12 protein-coding genes and 1 pseudogene are annotated in these 14,063 nt (G+C 56.3%); 1 reads left to right on the plus strand and 12 read right to left on the minus strand.

Annotated elements, in window-relative coordinates; all coding sequences use genetic code 11:
* Positions 1–23: 23 nt before the first annotated feature.
* From ACZ5FM_RS03910 to ACZ5FM_RS03920, 3 genes and pseudogenes are all read right to left on the minus strand, one after another.
* A pseudogene (locus ACZ5FM_RS03910) lies at positions 24–731 on the minus strand (phosphatidylserine decarboxylase); the annotation flags it as partial.
* Between the two features lie 284 nt (positions 732–1,015).
* Positions 1,016–2,905 (minus strand): ABCB family ABC transporter ATP-binding protein/permease, encoded by a 1,890-nt coding sequence (locus ACZ5FM_RS03915; protein WP_464039773.1) that lies wholly within the window; start codon positions 2,903–2,905, stop codon positions 1,016–1,018.
* Between the two features lie 121 nt (positions 2,906–3,026).
* The gene (locus tag ACZ5FM_RS03920; protein ID WP_464039774.1) at positions 3,027–5,042 is read right to left on the minus strand and encodes a LysM peptidoglycan-binding domain-containing protein; all 2,016 of its coding nucleotides are present in this window, start codon (positions 5,040–5,042) and stop codon (positions 3,027–3,029) included.
* Positions 5,043–5,199: 157 nt separating this feature from the next.
* Between ACZ5FM_RS03920 and ACZ5FM_RS03925 the strand changes: the two genes are divergently transcribed.
* Positions 5,200–5,820 carry an LOG family protein gene (locus ACZ5FM_RS03925; RefSeq protein WP_464039775.1) on the plus strand — a complete coding sequence of 207 codons (621 nt, stop codon included), beginning with the start codon at positions 5,200–5,202 and terminating at the stop codon, positions 5,818–5,820.
* A 57-nt stretch (positions 5,821–5,877) separates the two neighbouring features.
* On the opposite strand, the gene rarD is transcribed toward ACZ5FM_RS03925, so the two are convergent.
* The 9 genes from rarD to ACZ5FM_RS03970 all read right to left on the minus strand — a co-directional run bounded on the left by rarD (position 5,878) and on the right by ACZ5FM_RS03970 (position 14,049).
* Positions 5,878–6,789, minus strand: a complete 912-nt coding sequence (gene rarD / locus ACZ5FM_RS03930) for an EamA family transporter RarD (RefSeq protein WP_464039776.1) — start codon at positions 6,787–6,789, stop codon at positions 5,878–5,880.
* A 122-nt stretch (positions 6,790–6,911) separates the two neighbouring features.
* Positions 6,912–7,868, minus strand: coding sequence for a prolyl aminopeptidase (gene pip, locus ACZ5FM_RS03935; protein WP_464039777.1), 957 nt, complete (start codon positions 7,866–7,868; stop codon positions 6,912–6,914).
* A gap of 2 nt (positions 7,869–7,870) precedes the next feature.
* Positions 7,871–8,326 carry a GFA family protein gene (locus tag ACZ5FM_RS03940; protein ID WP_464039778.1) on the minus strand — a complete coding sequence of 152 codons (456 nt, stop codon included), beginning with the start codon at positions 8,324–8,326 and terminating at the stop codon, positions 7,871–7,873.
* A gap of 129 nt (positions 8,327–8,455) precedes the next feature.
* Positions 8,456–8,929: a GFA family protein gene (locus tag ACZ5FM_RS03945; protein WP_464039780.1), complete on the minus strand. Its 474-nt coding sequence runs from the start codon at positions 8,927–8,929 to the stop codon at positions 8,456–8,458.
* Positions 8,926–9,045, minus strand: a complete 120-nt coding sequence (locus ACZ5FM_RS03950) for a DUF559 domain-containing protein (protein ID WP_464039781.1) — start codon at positions 9,043–9,045, stop codon at positions 8,926–8,928. Before ACZ5FM_RS03950 ends, ACZ5FM_RS03945 begins: the two co-directional genes overlap by 4 nt.
* A gap of 67 nt (positions 9,046–9,112) precedes the next feature.
* Complete coding sequence (gene cysS / locus ACZ5FM_RS03955) at positions 9,113–10,492, minus strand: cysteine--tRNA ligase (RefSeq protein WP_464039783.1); 1,380 nt, start codon at positions 10,490–10,492, stop codon at positions 9,113–9,115.
* A 360-nt stretch (positions 10,493–10,852) separates the two neighbouring features.
* On the minus strand, positions 10,853–11,593 hold the full coding sequence (locus ACZ5FM_RS03960; RefSeq protein WP_250982965.1) for an SDR family NAD(P)-dependent oxidoreductase: 741 nt from the start codon (positions 11,591–11,593) through the stop codon (positions 10,853–10,855).
* A gap of 140 nt (positions 11,594–11,733) precedes the next feature.
* Positions 11,734–13,227, minus strand: a complete 1,494-nt coding sequence (purF, locus tag ACZ5FM_RS03965) for an amidophosphoribosyltransferase (protein ID WP_464039784.1) — start codon at positions 13,225–13,227, stop codon at positions 11,734–11,736.
* A 234-nt stretch (positions 13,228–13,461) separates the two neighbouring features.
* On the minus strand, positions 13,462–14,049 hold the full coding sequence (locus tag ACZ5FM_RS03970) for a CvpA family protein (RefSeq protein WP_192487419.1): 588 nt from the start codon (positions 14,047–14,049) through the stop codon (positions 13,462–13,464).
* Between the last annotated feature and the right edge of the window lie 14 nt (positions 14,050–14,063).

Consider the following 14,063-nt stretch of genomic DNA (forward strand, 5'->3'; position numbering starts at 1 on the left):
GAAGGCGTCCTTGCGGTTATCCGTCAGTTGCGGCGGCTGATGACTGGACCCTTGGTCGCGGCAAATTCAGCGAGAACCGTTTCACCGGCAATGGCGGTTTGGCCGACAGACACGCGCGGCTCGGTGCCGGCTGGCAGGAATACGTCAAGACGCGAACCAAAGCGGATAAGGCCAAAACGCTCACCGGCATCTACAGGCTCGTTTGGCTTGACCCAGCAGACGATACGACGGGCAACCATGCCAGCAACCTGCACGACGCCGATCTGGCCGTGACGGGTTTCGATAACCAGACCGTTGCGCTCGTTGTCTTCGCTGGCCTTGTCGGCTTCAGCGTTGAGGAAGAGGCCCGGACGGTAGGCAATGTTGACGATACGGCCACGAACCGGTGCACGGTTCACGTGGCAGTTAAAGACGTTCATGAACACCGAGATGCGCAGCATCGGCTCTTTGCCAAGCTCCAGTTCATGCGGTGGAACAACCATCTGGATTGCGGAAACCTTGCCGTCTGCCGGGCTGATGACGAGGTCATCATCCTGCGGTGTGACGCGCTCAGGGTCGCGGAAGAAGTAGGCGCACCACAGGGTCAAAACCAGACCAACCCAGAACAGCGGCTCGGCAATCCAGCCTAGCACCAGCGACGCCACGAAAAAGGCAGCGACGAAAACGTAACCTTCCTTATGGATCGGTACGATGGTGTTACGAATGGTATCGAACAGGTTCATAGGTATTTTTCTCCGATTTTTATATTTCTTGCATGCCGCCCGGAAGCATCGATTGTTTCCAACGTGCGCGCCAAACCAGACCTATGCTGACTACAGGCAAAAGGCCGGATGGGCAATGCGTCAGACCAAAGCATCAACGGTTTGTGTGTGCTCTGCCTGCGATAATAAGGGGATAATAGGGATTATCTCCCCATGTCGCAAATTACCGCATGTCTCCCAAAAGTGGTTTCCCGGTTTAAGGATAAAGACATGCGGCAGCTTCGGCATAGGCCATATTGCTGCCGCAAGGTGGTTCAGTGTGCCGGTGTTCCCCGGTCGACAATGCCGAGATCGTCGGTCTCGCGCACCTGACGCAAGCGCTCTTCGGCACGGCTTGCTTCGCGCTGGCGATCCCACATCGATGCGTAAAGGCCATGGGCCGCGATAAGGTGGGGATGTGTTCCGCGCTCAACGATGCAACCATCCTTCAGCACGATGATCTCATCCGCATGAATGACGGTGGACAGGCGGTGCGCAATGACAAGTGTCGTGCGGTTTTTCGAGACGATATCCAGTGCACTCTGGATTTCCTGTTCGGTATTGGTGTCGAGCGCCGATGTTGCCTCGTCAAGAATGAGGACAGGTGGAGCCTTGAGTATGGTTCTGGCAATGGCAACACGCTGCTTTTCACCGCCTGACAGTTTCAGGCCGCGTTCGCCCACCATTGTCTCGTAACCCTGTGGCAAGCGTTCGATAAAGCCGCTGATCTGCGCGGCGTCAGAAGCAGCCTTCACATCGCTGTCAGCGGCAGACGTGCGGCCGTAACGGATGTTGTAGGCAATTGTATCGTTAAACAACACGGTGTCCTGCGGTACGATACCAATGACAGAGCGCAGGCTCTTCTGCGTCACGTCACGGATTTCCTGCCCATCAATGGTGATCGTGCCATCCTGAATATCGTAGAAGCGATAGAGAAGCCGCGAAATGGTCGATTTACCGGCACCTGAAGGACCAACAATCGCTATTGTCTTGCCAGCCGGTACGTCAAACGAAATGCCCTTGAGGATCGGACGGTCAGGGTCGTAGGCAAAATGGACGTCCTTGAAGGAAATCGCACCGCTGCCGATAATCAGCTCCCTGGCATGTGGGGCATCGGTAACTTCTGCTTCCACTTCCAGCAAATCAAACATCTGCTCGATGTCGGTCAGGCCTTGACGGATTTCGCGGTAGACGAAGCCGATGAAGTTCAACGGCACGGAAAGCTGCAACAATAGCGCGTTGATAAACACGAAGTCACCAATGCTCTGTTCGCCACGCTGTACGGCCAGTGCCGACATGACCATCATCACCATAGAGCCGATGCCGAAGATGACGCCCTGGCCGAAGTTCAGCCAGCCAAGCGACGTCCAGATGGCGGTCGCGGATTTTTCATACCGCGCCATCGCGCCGTCGAAACGGTTGGCTTCCATGTCTTCATTGCCGAAATATTTGACGGTCTCAAAATTGAGAAGTGAATCGATGGCCTTGGTATTGGCGTCCGTATCGCTATCATTCATCGAACGGCGAATGCCAATGCGCCAGTCGCTGGCCTTCACCGTGAACCACACATAGGTACATACCGTGATGACTGTTACCAGCACATAGGTAAAGCCATAGGTCCACCACAGGATGACGGCGGTCAGCAGAAATTCGATAAAGGTTGGGGCGGTGTTGAGGATCGTGAACCGGACAATAGTTTCAATGCCCTTGGTGCCGCGCTCGATGATACGCGACAGGCCACCTGTCTTGCGCTCCAGATGGAAGCGCAGGGACAACTGGTGCATGTGCACGAAGGTCTTGTAGGCAAGTTGGCGCACCGCGTGCTGGCCAACGCTGGCAAACAGCGTATCGCGCAACTGGTTGAGGCCAACCTGTAACAGACGGGTAAAATTATAGGCGATGACGAGAGCGACCGCCCCCAGCAGAAATACCGGCAACAGGCTGGTCGCATCCTGTTTGCCATTCAGCGCATCTGTTGCCCATTTGAAGAAATAGGGAACAAGGATCAAAACCAGCTTGGCAGCAACAAGAAACAATGTGGCCCAGACCACTCGCATCTTGAGATCAGTTCTGCCATGCGGCCACATATAGGGCCACAGGTTCACCAGTGTGTTCAGCGGATTGCTGGAATCCGCGGAGATGGTTTTTTTCTTGTCTTGCTGCATGTTCTGGCTCCGACCACTGCCGAGAGGCCGACAGCATAACGGCGGCTGTGATAGCCGCCGTTGATTGCGAAATAAGTGCTGAACTTGACGATTGCAATCCTACCGGAGGATTTTACCGCCCTTAGCCACCGGTCAAACGCTTGCGGTGCAGTTCTTCTGCATTCGGCAGTGCCTTGTCAGGCAGGCCGAAAATCTGGCCGGGCTCAATCAGGTCAGGGTTTTTGATCTGGTCCTGGTTGGCAAGGTAGATCGTGGTGTAACGAACGCCCTGTCCGTAAACGCGGCGGGAAATCTGCCACAGCGTATCACCCCGGCGAATGATGACGGCATTTTCATTGTGGGCAAGCGGTGCCTGCTCAAATGTCTTGGGGCCTTCATTGCTCTGTGGAACCGGCTCGGAGGTCAGTTCGGCAATGCGGGCGGCAAGGCTTTCAAGGGCATTGCCGACGGCTCTTACGTCATTCGGCAGCTTGTCGAGAACAGCAGCAATTTCGCTGGCGCGGTTTGCCGTTGTGCCAACAAAGGCTGCAAAACCTGCTTCTGCAGAGGCGGCCGCACGGAACTCCGACAGGGACTTCAGTGCAAACGAGGTGGCGGAACGGGCCGCAACCATCTGTTCCATCTGCGGTGTCTTGCCGTCAGCATATAGCGCCTGCAACAGACCGAATGCCTTGGCGACTTCTTCGCGCAGGTTCTTGAACACCGAAACATCGCTGAGTGGGCTTTCGGCAGCGGCTGTGCTGGTGGCCGCAGCAGCGCCGGGCTGTACCGTTACGGCAACCTGTTCGCCTGCCGGGCGTGCAAATGGAACATTGACGCGCACCAAAACCTTGCCGGTGCTGTCAAGCATTTCGGTGCTGACGGTGTGGTTGCCGACGCTGAGATCAATCGTGCCTTCAACGACAAAGCTGCCAGACGCCAGCGTGGTTGTGGTGCCAATTTCCTTGTCATCCACCAGTGCTCGGATGGTAGAACCGGCAGGAGCCGAACCGGCAACGAAAATCTTGTCGCCTTCGAATTCAACTGCGGTAACCTGAATGGCTGCCTTCTCGCTTGTGCCTGCATCGGTTGGCGCTGTTCCGTTAATTGCAGGTGGCTGTGCTGCAACTTCGTCGGAGCCGGCAGGAAGGCCGGGCAGGGCCGCGGTTTCAACTGGTGTTGCCGCTTCGCCCGTGGCAGGGGTGGCCGGTACGTTTGCTGCCGGTGTCTGCTCCGGCAGTGTCAGCAAGCGGCTTGCTTCGCCTGGCTTGGTGACCATGGCCAGCAGGTTACCTGCCTTGTCTTTCGGAACAGAGACCGTGGCGATTTCATCAGACTGCAGAACCTTTCCGTCCTTGTCTGTGCTGCGCAGGATCAGTTGATGGTCGCCAGGAGGCAGCGGATTGTCGAGAACGGCCGCAAAGTCTCCGCTCTGCCCGATGTCGGCCTTGGAGATGACCTGACCATTGTTGAGAATTTCGAGTACCGAACCGACCTTGGCCTTGCCGGCGATAACGGCAGAGCCATCCGGCTCAACGCGCAGCACGTCAAACACCGGAAGGTCATTGGAAGACTTCTGGTTATCTGCCGGTGCCGCAGCAGGGCCAGATGCCGGTGCGACAGGTGCGCCATCATCGGTACCTGCAAAAATACCAGCCAGACGACCGATCTGTGCGGCAGCATCCTTGGCGCTGACTGGCAGTTGACGCAGGAACGTGCCAGCACGCTCGGCTGCTGCACGCGCCGTGGTGATCAGTTTGGATGTCGTGTCATCCAGCGTCTCGGGAATATCGACGTCAGACAGCTCCTTGAGGGCAGCTTCGACCTTGGTGCGGGCTGTGGCGTAGTCTGCATCAGACGGGATGGCGCCATTGGCAAACAGGCCGGTCATCTGGTTGATAGAATCCGTTGCAGAGGCCGCAAGGCGTGCAACCTTGTCGGCAACCTTGGAGGTTTCTTCTGCTGCATCGTTAAGAATATCGGACGCACTCTGGCCGCCCAATTCGACGGCATCCTTGACGGCAGTGCCCGCATTGTTGATGGCATCGCCAATCGGCTTGCCGTCCTGCGATATCCGTGGAAGCACAAAGAACACCATGAGCAACGTCGCTACCGCGAGCACGATAAGCGCCAGTAGGCCGGCCCGTTTGTTTTTCATCCTTTGAGTCTCCGGATATGTCTCTTTTCTATCAATCGGAATTGCTAGCTTTTTCCACCCCTATACACAAGCGTTTGCAAGGGAAAACAGCGTTTTCGGGCAATTCATTCACCCATATTTTCTTGACGGATGACGAAAGGCATTGTTCCTTCGGTCCATGACCAGTGAAAAACATTCGATTCGATCCATCTGCGTATATTGCGGCTCTCAACCCGGTCGTGATCCGGCCTATTTGGAAGCCGGTCGCGCGCTTGGAAAAGCTATAGCCGACAACGGTCTTCGCCTCGTTTATGGCGGCGGCACAAAGGGCATCATGGGCGCCGTTGCAAGCGGCGTACTCTCCAATGGTGGCGAAGTGACCGGTATCATACCGGAGTTTCTTGTCGACATGGAGGCGACCCGCCATTCTCTCGGACAATTGAACGAGCTGATCGTCACCAAGGACATGCATGAACGCAAACACAAGATGTTTGAACGCTCAGACGCGTTCGTCACCTTGCCGGGCGGTGTTGGCACTTTGGAAGAGATCGTGGAGATCATGACCTGGGCGCAACTTGGCCGTCACGCCAAACCGATGGTCTTTGCTAATATCAACGGTTTCTGGAATCCCATGCTGGAGCTTATTCGCCACATGCGCGACGAAGGGTTCATTCACCGGGCCCATATGCTGAACCCGCTGGTGATTGACGAAATCAAGGATATCGTTCCGGCTATCATTGAACGGGCAACGGCACAGGCCAATCCGGATGGCGATAGCTCGGTTATCTCCCAGCTATAACAAGCACTGTACAAAAATGACTTTCCTGCCTCGTGGAAGACAGGAAAGTCTCATGCTTTAGCGGCCTTTGAGCTGCCGCAGCATGGCGAATGTGTAAATCACCAATGCAGTCCAGATCAGGCAGAACGACACCAGTTTGGCCGTGCTGAAATGTTCGTTGAACAGGAACACCGCAATCAGGAAGACGATGGTCGGCGCGATATATTGCATAATGCCGATGGTCGAAAGCTGCAGCAGCTTGGCGCCATTTCCGTAAAGCATCAGCGGTATGGCCGTCACGGCACCAGCAACCAGAAGCAGGATCGTGTCACTGGAGCTATCGGCCAGGAAATGGCCGCTGCCTGTCACGCCAAGATAGATCATGTAGCCAATGGCAGCCGGGCTGAGCAGCAGAACCTCGAGCAAAAAGCCCTGATTGGCGCCAACCGGCAGTGTCTTGCGGAAGAAGCCGTAAAAACCCCAAGAACATGTCAGGCCAAGCGCGACCCACGGCATGGTGCCAGCATCCCAGGTCAGGATGACCACTGCGACCGCGGCAAGAGAAATGGCGGCGATTTGCAGGGGAAGCAGACGTTCTTTCAGCAGCACCGCGCCGAGAAAGATGCTGAACAGCGGGTTGATGAAGTAACCTAGGGCCGCATCGATCGCGTGGCCGGCACCAATCGCCCAGACATAAATGCCCCAGTTGATGGTGATCAGCGTTGCCGTCATGCAGGCAAGCAGAATGGTGCGCGGCGACCGAAAGGCCGCCTTGAGGTCCTTGGTCTGGCCCAGCACAATCAGCACGACGGCCGCAATGGGAATGGACCAGAGAACCCGGTGGGCCAGCACTTCTGCTGGTGAGATATGCGCCACTGCCTTGATGTAGAGCGGCAAAATACCCCACAGAAGATAGGCGCTCAGCGCAAGGCTGAATCCGCGCGTGCTTTCGCTGCGTGGTGCAGCGGGGGTGATGCGTTCGATTTCCATTGGGGTTTCCTGCCGGATTTTTTTATTGAGAACGCAATAGTCCAGTCCCGCAGAATAAGCCAATTCATTTCAGTGAACCATCGATCAGCAAAGCTTCACCGTGCTGACGGACGCTCAGGCCGTTATTTGCCGGCAAATTGGTCAAGGGCGCGGATGGTGCGATCCAGAATGCCCGGTTCTGACAGTGCGTGTCCCGCACCTTCGATGACATGAAGCTCCGCCTTCGGCCATGCCTTTGCCAGTTGCCAGGCATATTTCAGCGGGCAGGGCATGTCGTAACGGCCATGTGCGATGACGCCCGGAATGTCTTTGAGCCTGTGGGCATTCCGCAACAGCTGCTCTTCTTCAAGCCAGCAGTTGTTGACGAAATAGTGGTTCTCCAGGCGCGCAAAGGCGATCGCAAATGTATCGTCACCATGTTTGGCCAGAAGATCGTCGCTGGGCAGCAGGCATATGGTGGCACCTTCCCACTGGCTCCAGGCCTTGGCGCATTCCAGCTTCTTGGCCTCGTCGTCGCCAGTCAGGTAACGATGATAGGCCAGCATCAGGTCGTCACGTTCATGTTCTGGAATGGGCGCAATGAATTTTTCCCAGCGATCGGGATACATTTCCGAGACGCCGAACTGATAATACCAATCCATCTCCGGCTTGGTTACAGTGTAGATGCCACGCAGGACCAATTCACTAACGCGGTCTGGATGGGTTTCGGCATAGGCAAGCGCCAGTGTTGACCCCCATGAGCCACCGACCACCAGCCATGTATCGACACCGACCATCGCACGCAGACGCTCGATGTCATTAACAAGGTGCCAGGTCGTATTGGCTTCCAGATGGGCGTGTGGCGTGGAGCGGCCACAGCCGCGCTGGTCAAACAGAACGACATCGTAGAGCGCCGGGTCGAAGATACGCCGCTGCATGGCGTTGACGCCGCCGCCTGGGCCGCCATGCAGGAACACCGCCGGTTTCGCGCCCGGTGTGCCGACCCGTTCCCAGTAGATCGTATGCCCGTCACCGACATCCAGCATGCCAGTCGCATAGGGCTCGATCTCGGGATAGAGGGTACGAAGGTCATTGCTCATGCTTAGTCCTCTGGCGGCCAGACTGCTGTGTCATGGTCGGGGTGCTGGAAAGAAATGATGGTGGCTTCATCCACGCTCTGCTGGATCGACGGTTTTTCAAAAAGATGGTCGATCCATGGCATGCGATGTTCAAAATTGACCTGAACCTGCGGCTCCAGCACCTCTGGCGTGTCGAACGCGCCGATGGCCAGTTCTACACCGCCGGGGTAATGATAGGTCAGGGGCGTGCCGCATTTTTCGCAGAAGCCACGGTGGATTTTGGCAGAAGACCTGAACAGCTTTGGCTGCCCACGTGTCCATGTCAGATGGGCCTGATCGGCGCTGACAAGCGCACCGAAAAAATTGCCAAACTGTTTCTGGCACATGCGGCAATGGCAGATCGATGGTCGTCCGATCTTGCCCGCATGAAACCGCACTGCGCCGCACTGGCAGCCACCGGAAAATCCGCTTTCTTGCATGATGCGCCTTTGCTTACTTCAGGACTACATAGGTCATGACCGCACCAATCACGATCACAATCAAAGCGCCCTTGGCAATTAACCCATAGAGCAGCCATGTGGGCATTTTCATGCGTGGATCTTGCGTGGTCATGCTTTTGTGTCTGGCCAATTTGTCGTGTCGTGATCAGGGTGTTGGTAAGAGGTCAGATTGACCAGATAATCCACAGAGGTCAAATCTTCCTCGGTCGCAACGGCAGGCAGGCGGTGCAGATCGTCCACAAAGCCAACCTTGTTTTCGACACCCCACTGGATAACAGGCGGCAGCAGGGACGGATTATCGAAGGCACCGGCGGCAATGGCCATGCCATCAGGTGCTTCATAAGTCAGGGGTGTGCCGCAGTCGGCACAAAATCCGCGCTTCACCACATCGGATGAGTGGAACCGTTTCGGTTCACCTCGCGTCCAGCTGAAGTTCGCCTTTCGCACCGACACCAGCGGCGCATAATAAGCGCCAAATGCCTTCTGGCACATGCGGCAATGGCAGATGGAGCTGTCTTTCAGGTCACCATCGGCACGAAAACGTATCGCGCCACACTGGCATCCACCGGTGTAAATCGTCATGGCTGGCTTCCTTCTATCATCCGCAAAATATGAAGGCTAACATTGTCGATATCCTGCAGGACATCGTTGTTCCAGAAACGCAGGACGGTCGATCCTCGTTGCAGTTTAAGTTTCATTTAGTACCGATCATCGCCCTTCAGAGCGATGATCTATTGAAGATAGAGCCGGACAGGGAAGGCGCTGTTACCGCTTCAATTCCCAGGTCGTCACCCGTTCGCCGGTTTCCTTGTCCTTGCCGTCCTTGAGCTGAATGCCCTTTTCAGCAAGCTCGTCACGAATGCGATCCGCTTCAGTAAAGTTCTTGGCTTTCAGCATTTCAAGGCGCAGTTCCACCAGCGAATCGATAGCTGCGGCAACGGCTTCATCCACTTCCGCCTTCTTTGGTAAGACACCGAGAAGGGCCGCACTGGCAGCAAAGACCGCCATCTTGGACGGGTCGGCGTTGGCGGCCTGCGCCAACGCATGCAACGCCTGTATGGCAGCAACCGTATTCAGGTCATCGGCAAGCGCATCCAGAACCGTTGTGTCAGGTGTGGCATCGCCCGGCTCAGCCGCTGGCCACTTCGCCAGCAATCGTTCGGCCTCTTCCAGTCGCTTGACCGAGAAGTCGATCGGCTCGCGGTAATGGGTCATCAGCATGGCGAGGCGCAAAACCTCGCCCGGCCATTGCCGCTCGCCAAAGCGGTCGGTATGCAGCAATTCGTAGATGGTGAAGAAGTTGCCGTCAGATTTGGACATCTTGCGGCCTTCAACCTGCACGAAGCCGTTATGCATCCACATATTGGCCATCACATGCGTGCCATGCGCACAACGCGACTGGGCGATCTCGTTTTCATGGTGCGGGAAAATCAGGTCGAGACCGCCGCCGTGAATATCGAAAACGTCGCCGAGGTAACGGCCGGACATTGCCGAGCACTCAATGTGCCAGCCCGGACGACCACGACCCCACGGGCTTTCCCAGCCGGGTTCGTTATCGTTGGACAGCTTCCACAAAACGAAATCGGACGGATGTTTTTTGTGAGCATCGACGGCAACGCGGGCGCCAGCCTGCTGCTCATCCAGCGGTCGCTTGGACAACTGACCGTAATCGCTCATCGAATGGGTGTCGAAAAGTACTTCACCGCTAGCATTGTAGGCATGGCCACGGGCAATCAGCTTTTCGATGATATCGATCATCTGGGCGATATTGTCGGTCGCACGCGGCTCGATGGTGGGCTCGAGATTGCCAAGTGCAGCAACATCCTGATGGAACTGCTCTGCGGTCTTCTGGGTAACCGCATGAATGGCGTCATTGAGCGGCAGGTGAGGGTAGTCACGCAATGCACGCGCATTGATCTTGTCGTCGACGTCGGTGATGTTGCGGGCATAGGTGACATGGCCTTCACCATACACATGGCGCAGCACACGGAAGAGCACGTCAAACACGATTACTGGCCGCGCATTGCCAATGTGGGCAAAGTCATACACGGTTGGGCCGCAGACATACATGCGCACGTTCTGTTCATCGATAGGCGCAAATGCAGCCTTTTCGCGGGTCAGGGTATTGTAAAATTTCAGGTTCATTTCAATTTCTCCCGAACAGAACCGTAACGGGCGCGGGTGCGTTTGTCATCTTGCCGTTGAGAAGATGCGAAACAGCCGGGCCGGTTTGGAGACTAGATAACGTGCTTTGAGTGACGTGACTGTGCAGGTGCCTGCACAAAATGCGCTTAGCGGTCTGAACAGGAACATCGTGCGCCGCGAACATCAAGAATGATCTTCGCGTCGATGTCGCAAACCGTATCAAAACCATGGTTGAAGGGCGCCATTTTCATGGTCAGCCTTATGGCGCGCCCGATAGATTTGGTCAAGAGCCTGCAACCTTGCTGCGGTGTCATGCCTCCCAGAACAGGTGTCTACTTGGGAGGCATGTTTTGGCAGGTCTTATTCCGGCAGATGGTAGTCCAGGAACTTGTTGTCACGCACAGAAAACAGCTTGCCGGTTTCGGTCTGTTCAGGTGCCAGCAATGGCAGCAGGGCCTTTGCAACATCGGACGGTGTCGGCAGCGTCGACGGATCTTCGCCCGGAACCGCCTGCGCGCGCATGGCAGTGCGTGTCGCACCGGGATTGACGCAGTTGATGCGTAGCGCAGTCTTCTGCGTTTCTGCAGCCCATGTGCGGCCGAGCGCTTCCACCGCAGCCTTGGAGGCGGAGTAGGCGCTCCAGAACGGGCGACAGGAATGGGCAACGCCCGACGACAGCAGGATGGCGCGACCAGCATCAGATTTGATGAGCAGCGGCTCCACCGAACGGATCAGACGCCAGGTCGAGGTGACGTTGATGTTCATGACCTTTTCGAAGACTTTCGCCTCGATATGGCCGATGGGGGAAATCACACCCAGCACACCGGCATTGGCCACCAGAATATCAAGCTTGCCCCAGCGTTCGTTAATGGAGGCGCCAAGACCATCGATTGCGTTCATGTCGGCGAGATCGAACGGCACCAGCGTGGCCGAGCCGCCTGCGGCCTGGATGGCATCGTCCAACTCCTCAAGACCGCCAACAGTACGGGCGCAGGCGATGACGTGTGCGCCAGCTTTTGCCAGTTCCAGTGCGGTGAAGTAGCCGATGCCGCGTGAAGCACCAGTTACCAGTGCGATCCGGCCAGTAAGGTCGATGGTCATGTGTCTCCCCCGAAGAGTAAATCAGTCTGTGACTGCCGTCTTATGAGGAAGCGACATGGGCGGCAATAGGCCAGAAGGTCGCAAAGCAACTGCCACAAACAAAAAGCCCGCGCAGTGGGCGCGGGGTAAAGCTTGGTTTATCAGCCGTTGCTGGCCAGCATAGATATCTTACTGCCCATGGCCTCGCCGTTCTGGTCGAGAAGGCGGGTCGGGTAATCGCCCGTGAAGTAATGATCGGTGAATTGCGGACGCGCATTGTTGCGGTCCTCACCACCAACGGCGCGGTACAGGCCGTTGATCGACAGGAAGGCTAGCGAATCCACACCGATGAACTTCGCCATGTCATCGACATTGGCGTACTGGTTTGCCAGCAGCTTGTCGGCGTCAGGCGTGTCGATGCCGTAGAAGTCCGGATGGAAGATCATCGGGCTGGCAACACGGATATGAACTTCCTTGGCGCCTGCTTCGCGGATCATCTGGACGATTTTTACAGAGGTCGTGCCACGAACGATGGAATCGTCGACCAGCACAACGCGCTTGCCTTCAATCATTGCGCGGTTGGCAGAGTGCTTCAGCTTGACGCCGAAAGCGCGAATCTGCTGGGTAGGCTCGATGAAGGTGCGACCAACATAGTGGTTACGGATGATGCCGTATTCAAACGGAATGCCGCTCTGCTGGGCAAAACCAAGCGCTGCAGGCGTGCCGCCATCCGGCACAGGCACAACGACATCACCTTCGACCGGGGCTTCCTTGGCAAGGTTCATACCCATGTTTTTGCGGGTGGTGTAAACGTTGCGGCCGCCAACCACGGAGTCAGGGCGTGCAAAATATACATATTCGAACAGGCACAGGCGTTCTGGCTGCGGTTTGCTTGGCTTGCGGGCGTCGATAGTCACCGAACCATCCGGCTGCACTTCGCAAATGATCACTTCGCCGTTTTCAACATCGCGCACGAACTTGGCGCCGATAATGTCGAGCGCACAGGTTTCCGAACAGAAGATCGGCTTGCCGTCCAGTTCACCCATGACCAGCGGGCGGATACCGGTGGGGTCGCGTGCGGCAATCAGCTTGGTGCGTGTCATGGCCAGCATCGAATAACCGCCTTCCATCTGACGGATTGCGTCGATGAAACGGTCGGATGTTGAACTGTGGCGCGAACGGGCGATTAGGTGCAGCACAACTTCGGTATCGGAGGTCGACTGGCAGATTGCGCCAGTAGCGATGATCTGGCGACGCAGGGTCAGGCCGTTGGTGAAGTTGCCGTTATGGGCAATCGAAATGCCGCCTTCTTCCAGTTCGGCAAACAGCGGCTGCACGTTGCGCATCGCCACTTCGCCGGTCGTGGAATAACGAGTGTGACCAATGGCGATATGGCCGGGCAGGCGGGAGAGGGTTGCAGGGTCGGTATAATGATCACCGACCAGACCCATGTGGCGTTCCTGATGGAAGCGCTTGCCGTCGAAGGAAACGATACCGGCGGCTTCCTGTCCACGATGCTGCAAGGCATGCAGGCCAAGAGCGGTCAGCGTAGCTGCGTCCTCATGCCCCAAAATGCCAAACACGCCACACTCTTCATGCAGCGTGTCGCCATCGATAACATCTTTGATCGTGGAATGCGAAAGCGGCTGGTTCATGCGTCTTGCCTTTGCTCCCTACAGTACCGTGCTTCATGTCATCAAGCGTTCGAGGTACTGTAATATTTTGATCTTCGCCCAACCTTCAAATAGTCGTGGATTTGAAAGTCATGCGCCCAAAAAACAAAGACCTGACCGGTGAAATCTTTCTCCGGGAAGGTCCGTTACTGCTCTATTGAAAAAACCATACCACATGTAAGGCGTCTTGCGTATCACGCAAGACGCAACACAGTGTCAATTGTTTGTTGCCGGTGCGTTGGTTGCAGGGGCCTCTTCAGAAGGCGCCTGTTCCGTCGTCGCGTCCTGATTACGGCCCATGATGCGGTCTAGAACTTCCGGCTCGATGTTGCTTGGCAGCACAGCTTCCAGCTTCTGCACCAGCATGTCGAGGAATGGCTTGGACTTGGCCTGGGTCATCCATGTCGGCTGGATCTTGACGTCAACCAGCCAGTTCCAGAATGCCAGTGCAACGACCAGCAGCAGAAGGCCGCGGGCCACACCGAACAGGAAGCCAAGCGTGCGGTCCAGCGCGCCGATGCGGCTGTCGATGATGAAGTCGGCAATCTTGGACGTGATGAACGAAATAACGATCAGCGCAACAAGAAAGACCACACCTGCCGAACCGGCAATCGCGATGCGGTGGTCATTGGTGTAGTTGTTGGCGTAAGGCACCAGAACCGGGTAGAGATAGTAGGCGGCAGCAGCCGAACCAACCCAGCTTGCTATGGACAGAACTTCGCGGGAAAAACCGCGCACCATGGCCAGAACGGCTGAGAAAAGTACAACGGCGAGAACAATACCGTCGAAAATCGTGATGGGCATATACCAGCTCCAAA

Source organism: Agrobacterium sp. 5Ca50 (assembly GCF_055381905.1).

What these genes read in the sequence shown, in the direction of transcription:
- ACZ5FM_RS03960 (WP_250982965.1), bottom strand. Translation starts at nt 11,593, where the DNA reads ATGACCATCGACCTTACTGGCCGGATCGCACTGGTAACTGGTGCTTCA.
- pip (WP_464039777.1), bottom strand. Translation starts at nt 7,868, where the DNA reads ATGAGCAATGACCTTCGTACCCTCTATCCCGAGATCGAGCCCTATGCG.
- ACZ5FM_RS03940 (WP_464039778.1), bottom strand. Translation starts at nt 8,326, where the DNA reads ATGCAAGAAAGCGGATTTTCCGGTGGCTGCCAGTGCGGCGCAGTGCGG.
- ACZ5FM_RS03920 (WP_464039774.1), bottom strand. Translation starts at nt 5,042, where the DNA reads ATGAAAAACAAACGGGCCGGCCTACTGGCGCTTATCGTGCTCGCGGTA.
- ACZ5FM_RS03915 (WP_464039773.1), bottom strand. Translation starts at nt 2,905, where the DNA reads ATGCAGCAAGACAAGAAAAAAACCATCTCCGCGGATTCCAGCAATCCG.
- ACZ5FM_RS03950 (WP_464039781.1), bottom strand. Translation starts at nt 9,045, where the DNA reads ATGAAACTTAAACTGCAACGAGGATCGACCGTCCTGCGTTTCTGGAAC.
- purF (WP_464039784.1), bottom strand. Translation starts at nt 13,227, where the DNA reads ATGAACCAGCCGCTTTCGCATTCCACGATCAAAGATGTTATCGATGGC.
- ACZ5FM_RS03945 (WP_464039780.1), bottom strand. Translation starts at nt 8,929, where the DNA reads ATGACGATTTACACCGGTGGATGCCAGTGTGGCGCGATACGTTTTCGT.
- rarD (WP_464039776.1), bottom strand. Translation starts at nt 6,789, where the DNA reads ATGGAAATCGAACGCATCACCCCCGCTGCACCACGCAGCGAAAGCACG.
- cysS (WP_464039783.1), bottom strand. Translation starts at nt 10,492, where the DNA reads ATGAACCTGAAATTTTACAATACCCTGACCCGCGAAAAGGCTGCATTT.
- ACZ5FM_RS03925 (WP_464039775.1), top strand. Translation starts at nt 5,200, where the DNA reads ATGACCAGTGAAAAACATTCGATTCGATCCATCTGCGTATATTGCGGC.
- ACZ5FM_RS03970 (WP_192487419.1), bottom strand. Translation starts at nt 14,049, where the DNA reads ATGCCCATCACGATTTTCGACGGTATTGTTCTCGCCGTTGTACTTTTC.